Origin of the sequence: Enterobacter cloacae complex sp. P15RS (genome assembly GCF_014895905.1) — a bacterium.
Taxonomy (GTDB): Bacteria; Pseudomonadota; Gammaproteobacteria; order Enterobacterales; family Enterobacteriaceae; genus Enterobacter; species Enterobacter quasihormaechei.
Map to the genome: position 1 here is coordinate 263,256 of NZ_JADBQL010000013.1, position 20,843 is coordinate 284,098.

The 20,843-nt window shown below is 58.4% G+C and carries 16 protein-coding genes and 2 tRNA genes; 13 read left to right on the forward strand and 5 right to left on the reverse strand.

The window, feature by feature from the left end; translation table 11 throughout:
- Positions 1–17: 17 nt before the first annotated feature.
- Positions 18–1,442, reverse strand: a complete 1,425-nt coding sequence (locus IM267_RS09060; RefSeq protein ID WP_193033224.1) for a 6-phospho-beta-glucosidase — start codon at positions 1,440–1,442, stop codon at positions 18–20.
- A gap of 18 nt (positions 1,443–1,460) precedes the next feature.
- Complete coding sequence (gene ascF, locus IM267_RS09065; RefSeq protein WP_193033225.1) at positions 1,461–2,912, reverse strand: PTS cellobiose/arbutin/salicin transporter subunit IIBC; 1,452 nt, start codon at positions 2,910–2,912, stop codon at positions 1,461–1,463.
- Positions 2,913–3,126: 214 nt separating this feature from the next.
- Between ascF and IM267_RS09070 the strand changes: the two genes are divergently transcribed.
- From IM267_RS09070 to IM267_RS09085, 4 genes are all read left to right on the forward strand, one after another.
- Positions 3,127–4,140 carry a LacI family DNA-binding transcriptional regulator gene (locus IM267_RS09070; protein WP_193033226.1) on the forward strand — a complete coding sequence of 338 codons (1,014 nt, stop codon included), beginning with the start codon at positions 3,127–3,129 and terminating at the stop codon, positions 4,138–4,140.
- A 132-nt stretch (positions 4,141–4,272) separates the two neighbouring features.
- Positions 4,273–4,818, forward strand: a complete 546-nt coding sequence (gene hydN / locus IM267_RS09075) for an electron transport protein HydN (protein WP_063869411.1) — start codon at positions 4,273–4,275, stop codon at positions 4,816–4,818.
- Positions 4,819–4,824: 6 nt separating this feature from the next.
- Positions 4,825–7,041, forward strand: a complete 2,217-nt coding sequence (gene hypF, locus IM267_RS09080) for a carbamoyltransferase HypF (RefSeq protein ID WP_193033227.1) — start codon at positions 4,825–4,827, stop codon at positions 7,039–7,041.
- 1 nt (position 7,042) lies between these two features.
- Positions 7,043–8,065 carry a HoxN/HupN/NixA family nickel/cobalt transporter gene (locus IM267_RS09085; protein ID WP_112792758.1) on the forward strand — a complete coding sequence of 341 codons (1,023 nt, stop codon included), beginning with the start codon at positions 7,043–7,045 and terminating at the stop codon, positions 8,063–8,065.
- 113 nt (positions 8,066–8,178) lie between these two features.
- Here IM267_RS09085 and norW read toward each other — a convergent pair whose 3' ends face one another.
- Entirely contained in the window at positions 8,179–9,312 is a 1,134-nt protein-coding gene (gene norW / locus IM267_RS09090; RefSeq protein ID WP_193033228.1) for an NADH:flavorubredoxin reductase NorW, read from the reverse strand.
- Positions 9,309–10,757, reverse strand: coding sequence for an anaerobic nitric oxide reductase flavorubredoxin (gene norV, locus IM267_RS09095; protein ID WP_193033229.1), 1,449 nt, complete (start codon positions 10,755–10,757; stop codon positions 9,309–9,311). Before norV ends, norW begins: the two co-directional genes overlap by 4 nt.
- A gap of 187 nt (positions 10,758–10,944) precedes the next feature.
- Here norV and norR point away from each other — a divergent pair, with 187 nt between their 5' ends.
- Positions 10,945–12,459, forward strand: a complete 1,515-nt coding sequence (gene norR / locus IM267_RS09100; protein WP_193033230.1) for a nitric oxide reductase transcriptional regulator NorR — start codon at positions 10,945–10,947, stop codon at positions 12,457–12,459.
- Here norR and gutQ read toward each other — a convergent pair.
- Positions 12,456–13,421: an arabinose-5-phosphate isomerase GutQ gene (gutQ, locus tag IM267_RS09105; RefSeq protein WP_193033231.1), complete on the reverse strand. Its 966-nt coding sequence runs from the start codon at positions 13,419–13,421 to the stop codon at positions 12,456–12,458. The genes norR and gutQ overlap by 4 nt on opposite strands.
- Positions 13,422–13,610: 189 nt before the next feature.
- On the opposite strand from gutQ, the gene mltB reads away from it, so the two are divergent.
- The 8 genes from mltB (at position 13,611) to IM267_RS09145 (ending at position 20,762) form a co-directional block, all read left to right on the forward strand.
- Positions 13,611–14,711: a lytic murein transglycosylase B gene (gene mltB / locus IM267_RS09110; RefSeq protein ID WP_193033232.1), complete on the forward strand. Its 1,101-nt coding sequence runs from the start codon at positions 13,611–13,613 to the stop codon at positions 14,709–14,711.
- A gap of 133 nt (positions 14,712–14,844) precedes the next feature.
- Complete coding sequence (gene pncC, locus IM267_RS09115; protein ID WP_063869426.1) at positions 14,845–15,342, forward strand: nicotinamide-nucleotide amidase; 498 nt, start codon at positions 14,845–14,847, stop codon at positions 15,340–15,342.
- Between the two features lie 89 nt (positions 15,343–15,431).
- A complete protein-coding gene (gene recA, locus IM267_RS09120) occupies positions 15,432–16,490 on the forward strand; it encodes a recombinase RecA (protein WP_022649140.1) in 1,059 nt (352 codons plus the stop codon).
- Positions 16,491–16,559: 69 nt separating this feature from the next.
- A complete protein-coding gene (recX, locus tag IM267_RS09125) occupies positions 16,560–17,060 on the forward strand; it encodes a recombination regulator RecX (protein ID WP_193033233.1) in 501 nt (166 codons plus the stop codon).
- A gap of 131 nt (positions 17,061–17,191) precedes the next feature.
- On the forward strand, positions 17,192–19,819 hold the full coding sequence (gene alaS / locus IM267_RS09130) for an alanine--tRNA ligase (protein WP_193033234.1): 2,628 nt from the start codon (positions 17,192–17,194) through the stop codon (positions 19,817–19,819).
- Between the two features lie 241 nt (positions 19,820–20,060).
- Entirely contained in the window at positions 20,061–20,246 is a 186-nt protein-coding gene (gene csrA, locus IM267_RS09135; protein ID WP_000906486.1) for a carbon storage regulator CsrA, read from the forward strand.
- Positions 20,247–20,588: 342 nt separating this feature from the next.
- Positions 20,589–20,681, forward strand: a tRNA-Ser gene (locus tag IM267_RS09140).
- 4 nt (positions 20,682–20,685) lie between these two features.
- Positions 20,686–20,762, forward strand: a tRNA-Arg gene (locus IM267_RS09145).
- Positions 20,763–20,843: the final 81 nt, after the last annotated feature.

Here is a 20,843-nt window from a genome sequence, read left to right on the forward strand (position 1 = left end):
CGCCACCGGGCAACAGGCTACGCCAGATCCGCCCCGTTACTCGCAATCACCTTCTTATACCACCAGAACGATTTCTTACGCTTTCTCTCCAGCGTCCCGTTGCCGACGTCGTCGCGATCAACGTACACAAACCCGTAGCGCTTGCTCATCTCCCCCGTTGAGGCAGACACCAGGTCAATGCAGCCCCAGGTGGTGTAGCCCATCAGCGGCACGCCGTCCGCAATTGCATCGCCCATCGCGCGGATATGCTCGCGCAGGTAGCTGATGCGGTAGTCGTCGTGGATCTCGCCATTTTCATCAATAACGTCCTTCGCGCCGAGGCCGTTTTCCACCAGGAACAGCGGCTTCTGGTAGCGGTCGTACATCATGTTCATGGTGATGCGCAGGCCGAGAGGATCAATACCCCAGCCCCACTCGCTTACCTGAACGTGCGGGTTACGCAGAGACTTCACGATGTTCGCCGCGCTGGTGTTGCCCGCGTTCATGTCCGCCGACGCGCAGCGCGAGGCGTAATAGCTGAACGAGACAAAATCGACGGTGTTTTTCAGCAGTTCGTCGTCGCCGGGATCTTTCACAATCACGACGCCTTTTTCGCGGAACACGCGGGCAGAGTAGGCCGGATAGCTGCCGCGCGCCTGCACGTCGATGAAGAACAGGTTCTCGCGATCTTTCTCCAGCGCCGTCCACACGTCTTCCGGCTTGCAGGAGTACGGGTAAAAATTGCCGCCCGCCAGCATGCAGCCGACCTGGTTTTCCGGGTTGACCTCGTGGGCGATTTTGGTCGCCAGCGCGCTCGCCACCAGCTCGTGGTGCGCGGCCTGGTATTTCACCTGATCCTCGTTTTCACCTTCCTCAAACACCAGCCCCGCGCCGGAGAACGGGCTGTGCAGCATGATGTTGATTTCGTTGAAGGTCAGCCAGTATTTTACCAGCCCGTTAAACGCCTCGAAGCAGGTGCGGGCGTAGCGGGCGAAGAAATCCACCATTTTGCGGTTGCGCCACGAGCCGTACTCCGTCACCAGGTGCATCGGCACGTCGAAATGGCACAGGGTCACCAGCGGCTCGATGTTGTACTTTTTGCACTCCTCAAACACCGCGCGGTAGAAGGCGATGCCCTCTTTATTTGGCAGCGGCTCGTCGCCGTTCGGATAGAGGCGGCTCCAGGCAATCGAGGTGCGGAACACCGTAAAGCCCATCTCCGCCATCAGGGCGATGTCTTCTTTGTAGCGATGGTAAAAATCAATCGCCTCGTGGCTCGGGTAAAATTCGTCGTCACGCAACGAAAACCGTTTTTCCTTACCGACCTTTACCGCCAGACGGTGTGCGCCATGGGGGATCATATCGACCGTCGTCAGTCCTTTGCCGCCTTCACGGTAAGCACCTTCACTCTGGTTGGCGGCAAGCGCGCCGCCCCATAAAAATCCTTGTGGAAAAACAGACATTCTTACCTCGCTTTCAGTTTATGCTTCTGCTGCTTTGTTCTGGACCGGTGCGGTTTGCAGGGCGCGTGCTTTTTCGGCTTCGTCTTCAACCGGAATATCCTCGAACCCTAACAGCAGGGTCAGGACAAACGACAGCACGACCGCCAGCCCCATCACGCCAAACACCCAGACGATGGTCATCGGGTTGGTCGGATCGAAGAACTGCACGCTGGTGAACAGCCCCGGCGCCGCCATTGAGTGGCTGGCAAGGCCTGCCATGCCCGCGACCGCGCCGCAGATAAAGCCGCTGATCAGGCTCGCAATCAGCGGGCGCTTCAGACGTACCGCCACGCCGTACAGGGCCGGTTCAGAGATCCCCGCCATGATGGCGGAGGCCGCTGCCGCCAGCGCCGTCTGGCGCAGCTCCGGGTTTTTCGTTTTCCACGCCACCGCCAGCGACGAGCCGCCGAGCGACAGGTTAGCGCCGATTTCCGACGGCATCACCATCCCTTCTTTGCCCGTTTCGGCAATGGTCTGGATGATGGTTGGCGTAAAGACGCGGTGCATCCCGGTCATCACCAGCAGCGGCCACAGCGCGCCCATGATGGCAACGGACAGCCAGCCCAGATAGCCGTGGATGGTGTAGACCAGCGCGGAAATGGCGCTACCGATCCAGATCCCCAGCGGGCCAATCAGCACGATGGCGAGCGGGGCGGCAATCAGCACGATCAGCATCGGCTTCAGGAAGTTTTTCGTTACCGCCGGGGTAATTCTGTCCACCCAGCGTTCGATATACGACAGGCACCAGGTCATGACCAGAGCCGGGATCACCGTGTAGGTGTATTTCACCGCCGTCACCGGGATCAGCGCGAACTCAACGTGCTCGCCCTGCGCGGCTTTCGCCATTAGCTCGATAAAGCTCGGGTGAACCAGCACGCCCGCAATGGCAATCGCCAGCGACATGTTGGTTTTGAACTTCACCGCTGCGGAAGCCGCCACCATCAGCGGCAGGAAGAAGAAGGCTCCGTCGCCGATGACCGTCAAAATGGTGAGCGTCGGCGCGCCTTTTTCCAGCACGCCGGTCATTTCGAGGATCATCGCCAGCAGCTTGACCATTGAGCCACCGATGATCGCCGGGATCAGCGGCGACATGGTGCCGATCAGCGCGTCGAGGATCCCCGCGCCAATCCGGCGCAGCGTGAGTTTCTGTGGACCTTCCGGTACGGCAGGTTGCAGGTTGGCTGGCAGCAGGTTCACCACTTCACGGTACGCCTGGGACACGGTATTGCCAATAATCACCTGGCACTGGTTGTCGTTGCGCACCACGCCGAGCACGCCGCTGATGCTTTTCAGGCGCGCGGCGTCGGTAAGGCTTTCGTCTTTCAGAACGAAGCGCAGGCGCGTCATGCAGTGGGTGACGGCGACGATGTTGTCTTTGCCGCCCAGCGCGCTGACAACGTCGTTTGCCAGCGCGGCGTAGTTTTTGGCCATCGGAAATGTTCCTGTTATCGTTGTGTGAAATGTAGGAAACCGGTTTCACATAATCATCATGAGTTTCTTTTGATCGCACAAGATCGCTTTTTATGCATTTTTTCGTTTCGTGATGACGATCACTCGTGACCGTAAAAAGCGTGACAACGCTGCTGCGACAATTTTTCTGCGGTGAAGTACACTGCGGCTCATCGGTTTTGAAGGGAATAACACTATGACCACGATGCTGGAAGTGGCGAAGCGGGCGGGCGTGTCGAAAGCGACGGTTTCCCGTGTGCTGTCGGGAAACGGCTACGTTAGCCAGGAGACCAAAGACCGGGTTTTTCAGGCCATTGAAGAGAGCGGGTATCGCCCCAATTTGCTGGCGCGTAACCTGGCGACCAAACGCACCCAGACGCTTGGGCTGGTGGTGACGAACACCCTTTACCACGGCGTCTACTTTAGCGAGCTGCTGTTTAACGCCGCGCGGATGACGGAAGAGAAGGGCCGTCAGCTGATCCTGGCGGATGGTAAACACAGCGCCGAAGAAGAGCGCGAGGCGATCCAGTACCTGCTGGATATGCGCTGTGATGCGGTGATCATCTACCCGCGTTTTCTGAGCGTGGAAGAGCTGGACGAGATTATCGACAAATGCGAGCAGCCGATCGTGGTGCTCAACCGCCGTTTGCGGAAAAACAGCAGCCACAGCGTCTGGTCCGATCATAAAGCGTCGTGTCAGGACGCGGTTTCGCAGCTGATCGCGAAAGGCCACCGGGACATTGCGTTTATCACCGGCTCGCTGGATTCACCGACCGGCGTGGAGCGTCTCTCCGGCTACCGGGACGCCCTGGCGCAGCACGGCATTGCCCTGCGCGACGCGCTGATCGCCGAAGGGAAGTGGAGCCCGGCCAGCGGCGCGGCGGCGGTCACACAGCTGCTCAGCCGTGGCGAAGCGTTTACCGCGCTGGTGGCGAGCAATGACGATATGGCGATCGGTGCCATCAAGCAACTGCACGAGAGCGGCGTCGCCATGCCGGACGCGGTGTCCGTCATCGGCTTTGACGACGTGGCGATTGCGCCCTACATCGTGCCGTCTCTCTCCAGCGTGCGCATTCCGGTGACGGCGATGATCCAGGAGACCATCAGCCGCCTGATTTTCATGCTCGACGGCGGTGAGTTTAAATACCAGCAAACCTTCTCCGGCGAGCTTGTCCTGCGCGACTCCGTTACTGACGGCCCGCATCGCTGACGTCGACATCTGTCATCGTCACTAATGACGATGACAGCGACCAAAGTTATTTATCTTCTTTTAAATCAATAAATTAAAAACTGGCACGGTTTATGAATAGCTTCGCGCATAACAGTTATGCCGGAGAAGCAGATGAACCGTTTTATTATGGCCGATGCCAGTAAATGCATTGGTTGCCGTACCTGTGAGGTCGCGTGCGTGGTGTCCCATCAGGCAGAGCAGGATTGCGCCGCTCTGACTCCCGACACCTTCCTGCCGCGCATTCACGTCATTAAAGGCGTGAATATTTCCACCGCCGCTATCTGTCGCCAGTGCGAAGATGCGCCGTGCGCCAACGTCTGTCCGAACGGCGCGATTAAGCGCGAGAAAGGTTTTGTGCACGTGATGCAGGAGCGCTGCATTGGGTGCAAAACCTGCGTGGTGGCGTGTCCGTATGGCGCGATGGAGGTGGTGGTTCGCCCGGTGGTGCGCAACAGCGGTATCGGGCTGAGCGTGCGCGCGGAGAAAGCCGAAGCCAATAAATGTGACCTCTGCTACCACCGGGACGCCGGTCCGGCGTGTATGGAAGCCTGTCCGACGCATGCGCTGGTCTGCGTCGATCGCGACAAGCTCGAACAGATGAGTGCCGAAAAACGCCGCCGCGCGGCGTTCGACACCTCGTCATCGCTGCTGTTTTAAGCTGCAATGCGCGTGAACGGCGTACAGCTTCGGGTGCGTGGCAAAGTACAGGGCGTAGGGTTTCGGCCCTTCGTCTGGCAGCTGGCGCATCGGCTCAAGCTGACAGGCGACGTGTGCAACGACGGAGAGGGGGTCCTGGTGCGTCTCGCGGGCAGTGGGGGTGACTTTACCGCGAGACTGCGCCAGGATTGCCCACCGCTGGCGCGTATCGATCACGTTGAAACGCAGCCGTTCAGCTGGACGACGCTGCCGGACGCGTTTGTCATCCGCCACAGCGAGAGCGGGGCGATGGACACGCAAATCGTCCCGGATGCCGCCACCTGCCCCGCTTGCCTGGCGGAAATGCGCGATCCCCGCGAACGTCGCTATCGCTACCCGTTTATTAACTGCACCCACTGCGGCCCGCGTTTCACCATCATCCGCGCCATGCCGTATGACCGACCGGCCACGTCGATGGCCCCATTTCCCCTCTGTCCGCCGTGCGAAACGGAATACCGCAATCCTGCCGATCGCCGTTTTCACGCCCAGCCGGTGGCCTGCCCGGACTGTGGACCGCAGCTGGAGTGGCGAGCCGGAGACACTATTGCCACTCGCGAATCGGCCTTAAACGCGGCGGTGGAGAGGCTGAAAAACGGCGGGATCGTGGCGGTTAAAGGGCTGGGGGGATTTCATCTGGTTTGCGACGCGCTTAACCCCCGGGCGGTACAGACGTTGCGGGCACGCAAGCAGCGCCCGACGAAGCCGCTGGCGGTGATGATCCCCCATGCGGATGATCTGCCGCAGGCCATTCAGACGCGGTTACGCTCTTCCGCTGCGCCGATTGTGCTGGCGCCAAAAGCCTCTCTTCCCGCGTTTCCTGAGGAGATTGCCCCGGGGCTGAATACGGTCGGCGTGATGCTGCCCGCGAACCCGATCCAGCATTTGTTAGTGATGGCGTGCCGGCGCCCGCTGGTGATGACCTCCGGTAACCTGAGCGGTCGGCCGCCCGCCATCACCAACCCGCAGGCGCTGGAAGCGCTCCGCGACGTGGCTGACGGTTTCCTGCTGCACAACCGCGACATTCTGCAACGGATGGATGATTCGGTGATGGATCAGGAGGGCGCAATGCTGCGTCGCGCGCGGGGTTTTGTGCCGGATGCCATCACATTACCCGCCGGATTTCGCGATATCCCTCCCATGCTGTGCACCGGCGCGGACATGAAAAATACCTTCTGCCTGGTGCGCGGCGGCCAGGCGGTGCTGAGCCAGCATTTTGGCAACCTTCGCGACGAGGGCGTTGACGCCCAGTGGCGCGCGGCGCTGGCGCTGATGCAGCAGATTTACGCTTTTCAGCCGGAACGCGTGGTGTGCGATGCCCATCCCGGATATCACGCCCAACGGTGGGCGCAGGCGCAGGGGCTGCCCGTTGCAACCGTGCTGCATCATCACGCGCATGCGGCAGCGTGTCTGGCGGAGAACGGCTGGCCGCTGGACGGCGGGGATGCTATTGCCCTGACGCTGGACGGGATCGGCATGGGCGAGAATGGCGCGCTGTGGGGCGGCGAGTGTCTGCGGGTGAACTATCTCCACTGCGAACGGCTGGGCGGTCTGCCTGCCGTGGCGCTGCCCGGGGGCGATCTGGCAGCGAAACAGCCGTGGCGCAATTTGCTCGCCCACTGTCTGGCGTTCGTACCCGACTGGCAGCAGTACCCGGAAACAGAGGCGGTGCAGCGTCAAAACTGGCCGCTGCTGGCAACGGCGGTGTCACGCGGTGTCAATGCGCCGCTGGCCTCTTCCTGTGGTCGTCTGTTCGACGCCGTGGCCTGTGCGCTGGGCATTGAAACGCAGCGCTATGAGGGCGAAGCCGCGTGCCGGCTGGAGGCGCTGGCCGAACGGTGCGCGGGAGTCGAGCATCCGGTGACGCTACAGGCGGATAACCTCACGCTGTTCTGGCAGCAGTGGCTGGCCTGGCGGGCGGAACCCGGCGAGCGCGCCTGGGCATTTCACGATGCGCTGGCGAAGGGGCTGAGTGAACTGGCGGCAACGCATGCGCGCCGACTGTCGCTCTCTACGGTGTGCTTCAGCGGAGGTGTCCTTCACAACCGCCTGCTGCGCGCGCGGCTTCGTCATTATCTTTCTGATTTCACGCTTCTGTTTCCTTCGCGCCTGCCCGCAGGTGACGGAGCGATCTCCTTCGGGCAGGCGGTGGTTGCTGCCGCCCGGTCATGTTCACAAAGGATTTAAAATGTTACGACTTTTACGCAATGAACCTCGTGCAGCGTGCCTGCTGCTGGCTCTGGTGATGGCTAATCTGCTGGCCTGGGGGCTGGCGTGGCAAACCTTTAGCGGCAGTACGGCGCTGATGGCGGCCAGCCTGCTGGCCTGGTGTTACGGGCTGCGCCACGCGGTGGATGCCGACCATATCGCGGCGATTGATACCGTCACGCGTAAGATGATGCAGCAGGGCAAACGCCCGTCCGGCGTGGGCGCATGGTTTTCCCTCGGACACTCCACCATCGTGGTGCTGGCGTCCATCGCCATTGCGGCGACCGCCACGGCGTTTCAAAAAAATATGGCGTGGTTCCACGAGACCGGCAGCCTGATTGGCACCGCCGTCTCCGCCACCTTCCTGCTGGCGATGGCGCTGGTGAATATGGTGATCCTGCGCGGCGTCTGGCGCAGTTTCCAGTCGCTGAAAAACGGCAGGCCCGTGCAGGGTGACATTACGCTGCCTGCGCAGGGTGGCGTCATGAACTGGCTGTTCGGCAAAACCTTCCGCCTCGTCAATAAAAGCTGGCAGATGTATCTGGTGGGTTTCCTGTTTGGCCTGGGCTTCGACACGGCCACCGAAATTGGCGTGCTGGGGATCTCCGCCGCCAGCGCCTCCAGCGGGATGTCGGTGTGGTCGATCATGATCTTCCCAGCGCTCTTCGCCAGCGGCATGGCGCTGGTGGATACGCTCGATAACCTGCTGATGGTGGGCGCATACGGCTGGGCGTTCAACAAGCCGCAGCGCAAGCTGTACTACAACATGACCATCACCGGCACCTCGGTGGTGGTGGCGCTGTTCATCGGCGGGCTGGAAGCGCTGGGTCTGCTGATGGACAAGTTCGCCCTCAGCGGCGGCGTGTGGGATCTGATTGGCGCGGTGAACGACAACCTGGGTGACGCCGGGTTTGTGGTGGTCGGGCTGTTTGTCGCCTGCTGGCTGATTTCTATGGTGAACTACCGCTGGCGCGGCTATGACGGGCTGGTGGTGCGGTCCTGAACCACTTAGCCCTGTTTTTGCCCGGCGGCGCTGCGCTTGCGCGGGCCTACAAGGTTTGCCGTTTTGGTGTTGAGTAGGCCGGGTAAGCGGAGCGCCACCCGGCATTACGAGAGTTAAGCAGGAAGCGATTTCAGCAGCGCGAAGGCCTCTTTCATTCTGTCTTCGCTGACGACAAAGGCGCGCGTCTGACCCTCAGCATCCGTACCGCGCGCCACCATGCCCTGAGGCTCTATGGCTATTTGCCAGTTCAGATCCTGACGCTGCGTTTCACCGGCGAGATGCAGCGGTAATTCCGGCGTTTTTACTTTCACCAGCATGGCGGGTAACTTCACCGGTGCGCTGCCGCCGAGCAGGTTTTTCGCCAGGAACATGGCGCTTAACTGAATTGGTTGCAGGAACGGCAGCACCTTTCCGTTAATTTCCGCGCAGTCGCCCAGGGCATAAATGTCCGGCTGGGTGGTTTGCAGGTAGCTGTCTACCTTCACGCCGCGGTTTATTTCGGCCCCTGCGCGGTGCGCCAGCGCGGTTTCCGGGCGCAAACCCGTCGCCGCGATAACCACATCCACTTCCACGCTGCGGTTGCGGTCGAGCGTTGCAAGAACGCCGGTTTCGGTTTTGCTCAGGCTCTGCAACTGCGATTTCAGCAGCAGATGCACGCCCATGTCGGTCAGACGATGCTGTAAGCGACTGCTTACTTCTGCCGGCATCAGCGCCGACAGAATGCTGGCCGCGTGGTCAACCAGGGTGACGGATTTACCCGCCCGACAGAAGTCCATCGCCAGCTCGGTGCCAATCAGCCCGCCGCCGACAATCATCACTCTGGCGGCATCGCGTAGCCGGGTTTCGCTGGCCTGATACTCCTGCTGGCTGTTAAGCGTGACCATCAGCTCGCGGCCTTCAACCGGCGGCACAAACGCAGAGGCGCCCGTCGCCAGCACCAGCTTGTCGTACTGCCAGGTATGCTCTTTCGCTTTCACCACATGGGCGTCGGCGTCAATATCCGTAACCCAGGTGTACGGAAACAGACGCAGGTTAAACTGCTCTGCGAACTCCCCCGCCGTCTGGCGGGTGAGATCTTCGGCGCGCTGATTCTGGCTAATGACGTGGCTTAAATCAGGCTTGTTATACTCGTCCATGCTGTCGGCGGCAATCACCGTCAACGGCACGTTAGCATCCTGTTTGCGGATATTTTTCACCAGCTGGCGGGCGGCAAAGCCCGAGCCGATAATGACGATGCCGTGGCTCATTTTGCCTCCGTTGCCAGTTCATCAAAGACGTCTTTGCCGAGGGAACATTCAGGGCAGAGGAAGTTGTCCGGCACCTCGCTCCACGGCGTACCCGGCGCGACATCCTGCAACGGCTCGCCCAGTTCAGGATCGTAAATCCACTGGCAGACGCTGCACTGCATGCAAGGGCCGAGGTCGGCAGCGGCAGGGGCGGCTTCTGCTACGGCTTCCGGCGCAACCGCCGCGGCGGGGGCGGTTTCCGGCAGCGGCGCAAGCGCCCACTGGCGTGCAATGTCGCGGCCGTGCTGGCGACAGATTTCCAGCGCGTCGAGGTCCGGGCGCCATTTCGCCTTCAGGCTCATGGACATCTCAAAGCCGGCATCCTGTAAACGCGTGGAGAGACGGTCTACCGCGCCGCCGCTCCAGCCGTGAGAGCCAAAGGCGCTGGCGCGTTTGTTACGAAAGCGCAGGCCGGTCATCTCTTCCACCAGTCCGGCAATCTTCGGCATCATCACGTTGTTCATGGTGGAGGTACCCACCAGCACGCCCTTGGAGCGGAAGACGTTGGTCAGGATTTCGTTTTTATCGCTACGCGCCACGTTGAAGATTTTCACCGCCACGTTCGGGTCAACTTCGTTGATGCCCTGGGCAATCGCGTCCGCCATCATGCGGGTGTTGTTGGACATGGTGTCGTAGAAGATGGTGATGCGGTCTTCCTGGTAATCCGCCGCCCATTTCAGGTACAGCTCGACGATCTGGGTGGGGTTTTCACGCCATACCACGCCGTGGGAGGTCGCAATCATATCCACCGGCAGGTTGAAGCCGAGGATCTCGGTAATTTTTGGCGTGACCAGACGGCTGAACGGGGTCAGGATATTGGCGTAGTAGCGCTGGCACTGTTCGAACAGCTCAGTCTGATCCACTTCATCATTAAACAGACGTTCGTCGCAGTAGTGCTGGCCGAAGGCGTCGTTACTGAACAGCACCGCGTCACCGGTCATGTAGGTCATCATGCTGTCCGGCCAGTGCAGCATCGGAGTTTCCACGAAGATCAGCTGCTTGCCGTTGCCGATATCCAGCGAATCGCCGGTTTTCACGGTGTGGAAGTTCCACTCCGGATGATGGTGGTGACCGTTGATGGAGTCAATGGCGTTGGTGGTGCAGTAGATCGGAGTATCCGGAATATAAGACATCAGCTCGGTCAGGGCCCCGGCGTGATCCTCTTCCGCATGGTTGATGATGATGTAATCGATGTCGTTCAGGTCGATTTCACCGCGCAGGTTCTGCACGAACTCACGGCTGAATTTGTGATCGACGGTATCGATCAGGACGTTTTTACCTTCACGGATGAGATAGCTGTTGTAGCTGCTGCCGCGCAGCGTTTTGTATTCCGTGCCGTGAAAATCACGTACTTCCCAGTCACGTTGACCCACCCAATGGATGTTATTTTTAACCAGAATAGACATAGCAACCTCAACTTAATACAGCGTTTTCAAATAAGATGGTTTGCTTATATCAAGTTGCGTGCCAACTTTTTATATTATTGAATTTGAAGTGTTTATTATTTTATGGCCCATAATGGATAGTCAATATGACTATCTTAAAAATTGTCAATATGACATTATGTATTGTCAAAATGACAGTGAGGCAGACATGAGCTTTTCCGTAGACGTCCTGGCGAAAATCGCCATAGAACTGCAAACCGGTATTGGTCATCAGGACCGCTTTCAACGGCTGATCTCCACGTTGCGCCACGTGCTGGATTGCGATGCGTCGGCGCTGCTGCGTTACGAAGGGCGGCAGTTTATTCCGCTGGCTATCGACGGCCTGGCGAAGGACGTACTCGGGCGGCGCTTTACGCTGGAGGGCCACCCGCGTCTGGAAACCATTGCCCGCGCGGGCGACGTGGTGCGTTTCCCGGCAGACAGCGATCTGCCCGATCCGTACGACGGCCTGATTCCGGGGCAGGAGAGCTTGAAGGTGCACGCCTGTATTGGCCTGCCGCTGTTCGCCGGGCAGAATCTGATTGGCGCATTAACCCTCGACGGGATGTCGCCGGATCAGTTCGACACCTTCAGCGACGAAGAGCTACGGCTGATTGCCGCGCTGGCCGCCGGGGCGCTGAACAATGCACTGCTGATAGAGCAGCTGGAGAGCCAGAATATTCTTCCCGGCAGCCCGGCGGCGTTTGAGCAGGTGGCGCATACGGAGATGATCGGCCTTTCGCCGGGCATGGAGCAGCTCAAAAAAGAGATTGAGATTGTCGCCGCATCTGATTTGAACGTGCTGATCTTCGGGGAAACCGGCACCGGTAAAGAGCTGGTGGCGAAAGCGATCCACGAAGCCTCGCCGCGCGCGGTGAACCCGCTGGTGTACCTCAACTGCGCGGCGCTGCCGGAAAGCGTGGCGGAAAGCGAGCTGTTTGGTCACGTCAAAGGGGCGTTTACCGGGGCGATCAGCAACCGCAGCGGCAAGTTCGAAATGGCCGACAACGGCACGCTGTTCCTGGATGAAATTGGCGAGCTCTCCCTTTCGCTCCAGGCCAAGCTGCTGCGCGTATTGCAGTATGGCGATATTCAACGCGTGGGTGACGATCGCAGCTTACGCGTGGATGTGCGCGTGCTGGCGGCGACGAACCGCGATCTGCGCGAAGAGGTGCTGGCGGGGAATTTCCGCGCCGATCTGTTCCACCGCCTGAGCGTGTTCCCGCTCACGGTGCCGCCGCTGCGCGAGCGGGGCGATGACGTGGTGCTGCTGGCGGGCTTTTTCTGCGAGCAGTGTCGGCTCAGAATGGGGCTCTCCCGCGTGGTGCTAAGCCCCGGCGCGAGGACACACCTTCTGAGCTACGGCTGGCCGGGTAACGTGCGTGAGCTGGAACATGCGATCCACCGTGCGGTGGTGCTGGCGCGGGCAACGCGTTCGGGGGATGAAGTGGTTATTCATGCGCGCCATTTTGCGCTGCATGAGGAAACGACGCCGTCCGTTAAGCCAGTTTTACCGGAGAGCATGAACGAAAACCTGCGCGAGGCGACGGACGCGTTCCAGCGCCAGATGATTACCCGCGCGCTGGAGCAGAATAACCGCAGCTGGGCGGCGTGCGCGCGGGCGCTGGAGATGGACGTCGCCAACCTCCACAGGCTGGCGAAACGTCTGGGGCTTAAGGGTTAAAGTATTCCCGCCTGGTAGAAGTCTTGCAGGTTGATTGCGCCGCAAAGCCTGCCGTGCTCGTCCACCACCGGTGCGGCGGTGATTTTACGCTTCATCAGCACCTCTTTGGCTTCAATGGCGCGGCTCTCGGCATTCAGCGTCAGCCCGCCCCGGGTCATTGCTTCGGATACCCGCGCCTCCAGTTTGCCGCCGCCCACCAGCCAGCGACGCAGGTCGCCGTCGGTGAAGACGCCCTTCACCTGGCGGTCGTTGTCGCACACCGCAACCAGCCCCAGCCCGGTGCGGCTCAGCTCCAGCATGGCGTCCATCACGCTGGTGTCGAGCTTGACCTGCGGAATGGCATCTTCCGTGCGCATCAGGTGGTGAACCTTGTTGAGCAGACGTGCGCCGAGCGCGCCCGCAGGGTGAGAGCGGGCAAAATCTTCTTCACTAAAACCGCGCGCCTGCATCACCGCCATGGCTAGCGCGTCGCCCATCATCAGCGTGTTGACGGTGCTGGAGGTGGGGGCCAGGTGCATCGGGCAGGCTTCGCGCTCAACGGAAATATCCAGCGTTGCTTTCGCGGCCAGCGCCAGCGGCGAGCGGGGTTTTCCGGTCATCGCTAACAGGGCTACCGATTTTTCTTGCAGGCGAGGGATGATGAGATCCAGCTCTTTGGCTGAACCGGAGTAGGAGATAAACAGCATCACGTCGCGGCTTTCGATCATCCCCAGATCGCCGTGCAGCGCTTCGGCAGGGTGAACGAAAAACGCCGGAGTGCCGGTGCTGGCAAGCGTCGCGGCAATCTTCTTGCCGATATGGCCGGATTTACCGATACCCGCCACGATGACCTTGCCTTCGCAGTGGATAATAGCGTTGGCTGCACGAACAAAATCCTCACCCAGACGCTCCGGCAGGCGGCTGGCTTCCTGGAGTTCCAGCAGCAGGGTCTGACGGCCTGCGTTTAACAGAAAATCACTCATTTTTCTCTCCGGTTACGATCGTTCCCATCCCCCCCTCTGACAGAAGGGGCGCTTATCATAATGCATTCTCCCTGCGCAGACCGTGGTCAATGATAAAGATTTTGCTTACGGTCATATAACCGCTTCCTTGAGGAGTCGGGGATGCTTTACCATACTGGGTTCTTACCGAATTCGTTAAATGGATGCCACATGTTCAAGCGTCGTTATGCAGCGCTGTTACCTGCGCTTATTCTTCTGTCCGCCTGTAGTAGCAAACCCAAAACTGAAGCCGTTCAGCCAACGGCTGGCGCGCCTTCCGGCGGGTTCCTGCTGGAACCACAGCATAATATGATGCAGATGGGCGGCGACTTCGCGAATAACCCTGCGGCCGAACAGTTCATCGATAAAATGGTGAGCAAGCACGGTTTTGACCGCCAGCAGCTGCATGCCATTTTGTCTCAGGCGAAGCGTCTGGACTACGTGCTGCGCCTGATGGACAGGCAGGCACCGTCGGCCCAGGTGCCGACCGGGCCAAACGGCGCGTGGCTGCGCTACCGCAAACAGTTTATTACCCCGGACAACGTGCAGAACGGCGTGGCGTTCTGGAATCAGTATGAAGGCGCCCTGAACCGCGCCTGGCAGGTCTACGGCGTGCCGCCGGAAATTATCGTTGGGATTATTGGGGTAGAGACCCGCTGGGGCCGCATTATGGGCAAAACCCGCATCCTCGACGCGCTGGCGACGCTTTCCTTCAACTACCCGCGCCGCGCGCAGTATTTCTCCTCCGAGCTGGAAACCTTCCTGCTGATGGCGCGAGACGAACAGGACGATCCGTTGGATCTGAAAGGGTCGTTTGCCGGAGCCATGGGCTACGGCCAGTTTATGCCGTCTTCCTATAAGCAGTACGCGGTAGATTTCAACGGGGACGGTCACATCAACCTGTGGGATCCCGAAGACGCCATCGGCAGCGTGGCCAACTACTTTAAAGCGCACGGCTGGACGCCGGGCGGCCAGGTGGCGGTGCAGGCGAACGGCGAGGCGTTCGGCCTGGAAAACGGATTTAAGACCAAATACAGCGTTGCACAGCTGGCAGCGGCAGGCTTAACGCCGTCGCAGCCGCTGGGTAACGTTGACCAGGTGAGCCTGCTGCGCCTGGATGTCGGAACGGGCTACCAGTACTGGTTCGGACTGCCGAACTTCTACACCATTACCCGCTACAACCACAGCACGCACTATGCGATGGCGGTGTGGCAGCTGGGCCTGGCGGTGTCCCAGGCGCGCGTGCCGGCGGCGTCACCGTTCAGCCAGTAATTGCCTTCTCCACAGCCGGTGCGCCCGCACCGGCTATTTTCTGAAGCCCCCTCGTAAAACCCGACGCGCATCCCCATATCTTTCGAGAAAGTGCTATCTTGTGCTGCATGTTTTTCTAAGGCCTGGAGCGAGAATGACTGACCATGAATTGATGCAGCTTAGCGAAGTGGTAGGGCTGGCGCTGAAGCAGCGCGGCGCGACTATCACGACCGCAGAATCCTGCACCGGCGGCTGGGTGGCAAAAGTGATTACCGATATTGCCGGCAGTTCCGCCTGGTTTGAACGCGGCTTTGTGACCTACAGTAACGAGGCTAAAGCGCAGATGATTGGCGTGCGTGAAGCCACGCTCGAACAGCATGGCGCGGTCAGCGAGCCGGTGGTGATCGAGATGGCGATTGGCGCGCTGAAAGAGGCGCGCGCAGATTACGCTATCTCAATCAGCGGCATCGCGGGGCCGGACGGCGGCAGCGACGTGAAGCCTGTCGGCACCGTCTGGTTTGGCTTTGCCACCTCAAAAGGTGAAGGGATCACCCGCCGGGAATGCTTCAGCGGCGATCGCGAAAGCGTGCGTCGTCAGGCAACGGAATACGCGTTAAAAACGCTCTGGCAACAATTTCTACAAAATACTTGATACTGTATGACTATACAGTATAATTGCCTCAACAGAACAGAAGTCCATGGTGAAGCGCAGTTGCTTCTCCCGGCATGACAGGAGTAATAATGGCTATCGACGAAAACAAACAGAAAGCGTTGGCGGCAGCACTGGGCCAGATCGAAAAGCAATTCGGTAAAGGCTCCATCATGCGCCTGGGTGAAGACCGTTCCATGGACGTGGAAACTATCTCCACCGGTTCGCTTTCTCTTGATATCGCACTGGGCGCTGGCGGTTTGCCGATGGGCCGTATCGTAGAAATCTACGGTCCGGAATCCTCGGGTAAAACCACCCTGACGTTGCAGGTTGTTGCGGCGGCACAGCGCGAAGGTAAAACCTGTGCGTTTATCGATGCCGAGCACGCGCTGGACCCAGTCTATGCCCGTAAGCTGGGCGTTGATATCGACAACCTGCTGTGCTCCCAGCCGGATACCGGCGAGCAGGCACTGGAAATTTGTGATGCGCTGGCGCGCTCAGGTGCGGTTGACGTGATCATCGTCGACTCCGTTGCGGCGCTGACGCCAAAAGCGGAAATTGAAGGTGAAATCGGTGACTCTCACATGGGCCTCGCGGCACGTATGATGAGCCAGGCGATGCGTAAGCTGGCGGGTAACCTGAAGCAGTCCAACACGCTGCTGATCTTCATCAACCAGATCCGTATGAAAATTGGTGTGATGTTCGGTAACCCGGAAACCACCACCGGTGGTAACGCACTGAAATTCTACGCTTCTGTCCGTCTGGATATCCGCCGTATCGGCGCGGTGAAAGAGGGGGATAACGTAGTCGGTAGCGAAACCCGCGTGAAGGTTGTGAAGAACAAAATCGCGGCACCGTTCAAACAGGCTGAGTTCCAGATCCTCTACGGCGAAGGTATCAACTTCCTCGGCGAGCTGGTTGACCTGGGCGTGAAAGAGAAGCTGATTGAAAAAGCGGGTGCATGGTACAGCTACAACGGTGACAAGATTGGTCAGGGTAAAGCGAATGCGATCTCCTGGCTGAAGGAGAACCCGGCGGCGGCGAAAGAGATTGAGAAGAAGGTGCGTGAACTCCTGCTGAGCAACCAGGACTCCAAACCTGATTTCGTGGTCGATGGAGCGGATGCTGAAGAAACCAACGAAGACTTTTAATCCTCTCGGATAAAAATGAAGGGCTGCTGATGCGGCCCTTTTTGCATTTCTGAATCGACAGGTTTTTTTATGAGTGAACCGACATCACGCCGACCAGCTTACGCGCGCTTGCTGGATCGGGCCGTGCGAATTCTTGCCGTGCGTGACCATAGCGAACAGGAGCTACGGCGGAAACTGTCAGCGCCCGTCATGAGCAAAAATGGGCCAGAAGAGATTGATGCCACCGCGGAGGATTATGACCGTGTGGTTGCCTGGTGCTATGAGCATCACTATCTGGATGACGGCCGTTTTGCCGCTCGCTTTCTCGCCAGCCGCGGCCGCAAAGGTTACGGCCCCGCGCGTATCCGCCAGGAGCTGAACCAGAAAGGCGTAGCCCGTGAATCGATTGAAAAAGCCATGCGTGAAAATGAAATCGACTGGTGCGAACTGGCGCGCGAACAGGCAGTACGTAAGTACGGAGAGCCGCTGCCGCGTGAATTTTCAGAAAAAGTTAAAATCCAGCGCTTTTTGCTCTACCGCGGCTTCCTGATGGAAGATATTCAGGATATCTGGCGTAATTTTACCGATTGAACGCATGCGGGATTTTACTTCCCACTAAAGAAAACTTATCTTATTCCCACTTTTTCCAGTAGCTGGTCCGTCCAACTGTTTACAGATACAGATCTGCTGCGACATTTCGTTAGCTTGATTTCAGGATAATTATGAGCAAGAGCACCGCTGAGATCCGTCAGGCGTTTCTCGATTTTTTCCATAGTAAGGGACACCAGGTTGTTGCCAGCAGCTCCCTGGTACCGAACAACGACCCGACTCTGCTGTTTACCAACGCCGGGATGAACCAGTTCAAGGATGTATTCCTTGGTCTCGACAAGCGTAATTATTCCCGCGCTACAACCTCACAGCGTTGCGTGCGTGCGGGCGGTAAACACAACGATCTGGAAAACGTCGGTTACACCGCGCGCCACCATACCTTCTTCGAAATGCTGGGTAACTTCAGCTTCGGTGACTACTTCAAACACGACGCCATTCAATACGCGTGGGAACTGTTGACCGGTGAAAACTGGTTCAATCTGCCGAAAGAGCGTCTGTGGGTGACCGTGTACGAGACCGATGACGAAGCGTTCGACATCTGGGAAAAAGAAGTGGGTATCCCTCGCGAACGTATCATTCGTATCGGTGACAACAAAGGCGCGCCTTACGCGTCCGACAACTTCTGGCAGATGGGCGACACCGGCCCTTGCGGTCCGTGCACCGAGATCTTCTACGATCACGGCGACCATATCTGGGGCGGCCCTCCAGGCAGCGCGGAAGAAGATGGCGATCGCTACATTGAGATCTGGAACATCGTCTTCATGCAGTTTAACCGTCAGGCCGACGGCACCATGGAGCCGTTGCCAAAACCGTCCGTCGATACCGGTATGGGTCTGGAGCGTATCGCGGCCGTTCTGCAACACGTTAACTCTAACTATGAGATTGACCTGTTCAGCACCCTGATCAAAGCCGTTGCCGACGTGACGGGCGCAACCGATCTGAACAACAAGTCTCTGCGCGTTATCGCAGACCATATTCGTTCCTGTGCGTTCCTGATTGCCGACGGCGTTATCCCGTCGAATGAAAACCGTGGCTATGTGCTGCGTCGTATCATTCGTCGTGCGATCCGTCATGGCAACATGCTGGGCGCGAAGGACACCTTCTTCTATAAGCTCGTTGGGCCACTGATTGGCGTGATGGGCTCTGCCGGCGAAGAGCTGAAACGCCAGCAGGCGCAGGTCGAGCAGGTTCTGAAAACCGAAGAAGAGCAGTTTGCCCGTACGCTGGAGCGCGGACTTGCGCTGCTGGACGACGAGCTGGCGAAACTCCAGGGCGACACGCTGGATGGCGAAACGGCTTTCCGCCTGTACGACACCTACGGCTTCCCGGTTGACCTGACGGCTGACGTTTGTCGCGAGCGCAACATCAAAGTTGACGAAGCCGGCTTCGAAGCCGCAATGGAAGAGCAGCGTCGTCGTGCGCGTGAATCCAGCGGTTTTGGCGCAGACTACAATGCAATGATCCGCGTTGATAGCGCGTCTGAATTTAAAGGCTACGAAGAGCTGGCCCTGACCAGCAACGTGACCGCGCTGTTTGTTGACGGGAAAGCCGTAGACAGCATTAGCGCGGGCCAGGAAGCGGTTGTCATCCTGGATAAAACGCCATTCTATGCGGAATCCGGCGGCCAGGTTGGCGATAAAGGCGAACTGAAGGGCAATGGCTTTAGCTTCAGCGTAAGCGACACTCAGAAATACGGTCAGGCGATTGGTCACCAGGGCAAACTGGTTTCTGGTTCTCTGAAAGTGGGCGAGGGCGTTCAGGCCAACGTTGATGAAGCTCGCCGCGCGCGCATTCGTCTGAACCACTCGGCAACCCACTTGATGCACGCTGCCCTGCGCAATGTGCTGGGTACTCACGTTGCACAGAAAGGTTCACTGGTTAACGACAAAATGCTGCGTTTCGACTTCTCGCATTTTGAAGCGATGAAGCCGTCTGAAATCCGTGCGGTGGAAGATCTGGTGAATGCGCAGATCCGTCGTAACCTGCCAATCGAAACCCACGTTATGGATCTCGAGGACGCGAAGAAGAAGGGCGCGATGGCGCTGTTTGGCGAGAAATATGACGACCGCGTTCGTGTGCTGAGCATGGGCGACTTCTCTACCGAACTGTGCGGTGGTACTCACGCATCGCGCACCGGCGATATCGGTCTGTTCCGTATCGTTTCTGAATCAGGCACCGCGGCGGGCGTTCGTCGTATCGAAGCGGTGACCGGGGAAGGCGCTATCGCCAGCCTGCACGCGCAGAGCGACCAGCTGCATGAGATCGCGCAGCTGCTGAAAGGCGATAGCCAGAACCTGGGCGAGAAAGTGCGTGTCGCGCTGGATCGTACCCGTCAGCTGGAAAAAGAGCTCCAGCAGCTGAAAGAACAGGCTGCGGCGCAGGAGAGCGCAAACCTCTCCAGCAAAGCGGTAGACATTAAGGGCGTCAAACTGCTGGTCAGCGATCTGGCGGGCGTTGAGCCTAAGATGCTGCGTACGATGGTCGACGATCTGAAGAACCAGCTTGGTTCAACGGTTATCGTGCTGGCAACGGTCGCAGAGGGTAAGGTTTCTCTGATTGCGGGCGTCTCTAAGGATGTGACAGACCGTGTTAAAGCAGGGGAATTGATTGGCATGGTCGCCCAGCAGGTGGGTGGCAAAGGTGGCGGTCGTCCGGACATGGCGCAAGCCGGTGGTACGGATGCGGCGGCACTTCCCGCGGCATTGGCCAGCGTTGAAAGCTGGGTAAGCGCGAAACTGTAATAACTAAAAAGCACAAGCAGACGCCATAACGGTAACGTTATGGCGTCTTGCTCACTGCGCTATCGATAACGATAAAGTCAGGTTGAGTTTGTGTATATCGGCTAAACTTACGTTTAACAGAATGTGATGCCGTGACTGCTTACACTTTACGTGTTTGTCATCGCTTACTTTTTGGCGTTATATGATGGATAATGCCGGGATACAAGAGACCCGACTCTTTTAATCTTTCAAGGAGCAAAGAATGCTGATTCTGACTCGTCGAGTTGGTGAGACCCTCATGATTGGGGATGAGGTCACCGTGACAGTTTTAGGGGTAAAGGGTAACCAGGTACGTATTGGTGTTAACGCTCCTAAAGAAGTATCTGTCCACCGTGAAGAGATCTACCAGCGTATCCAGGCTGAAAAATCCCAGCAGTCCAGTTACTGATATTGTCGCGTCTCGCTGTCGGGCGAGACGCAACCCTCCTGCTATTTTTCCTGCATAAAGTTACCGTTCTATTTCAAACGCTTCGTTTTTGACCACTCTCATAATCTTATCTCGTCGAAATGACCCGCTTCTCTCAACAGATTTCTGTGAAGATGCCTGCAAAATCCGCTTATAAAACACTCTCTTTGCGGCTTTTACATGCGAATTGCGTGCGAATTGTGCAAACGAAAAAAGCATGTGGAAAATTGTTTGACTTATAAGTCCCAGAAAGTAATATATGCGCCACGCAGCGACGAGAAGCTCTTAACGAGTTACTCGAAGCACTCGAAAGAGGCGTTGTGTGGTGAGGTGGCCGAGAGGCTGAAGGCGCTCCCCTGCTAAGGGAGTATGCGGTCAAAAGCTGCATCCGGGGTTCGAATCCCCGCCTCACCGCCATTTTGCATCCGTAGCTCAGCTGGATAGAGTACTCGGCTACGAACCGAGCGGTCGGAGGTTCGAATCCTCCCGGATGCACCATCTATTACTTCATATTGCTTTCGAAGTGATATGAATATCGAGCAGTACAGCAGTAAATCCCGATGCATCCGTAGCTCAGCT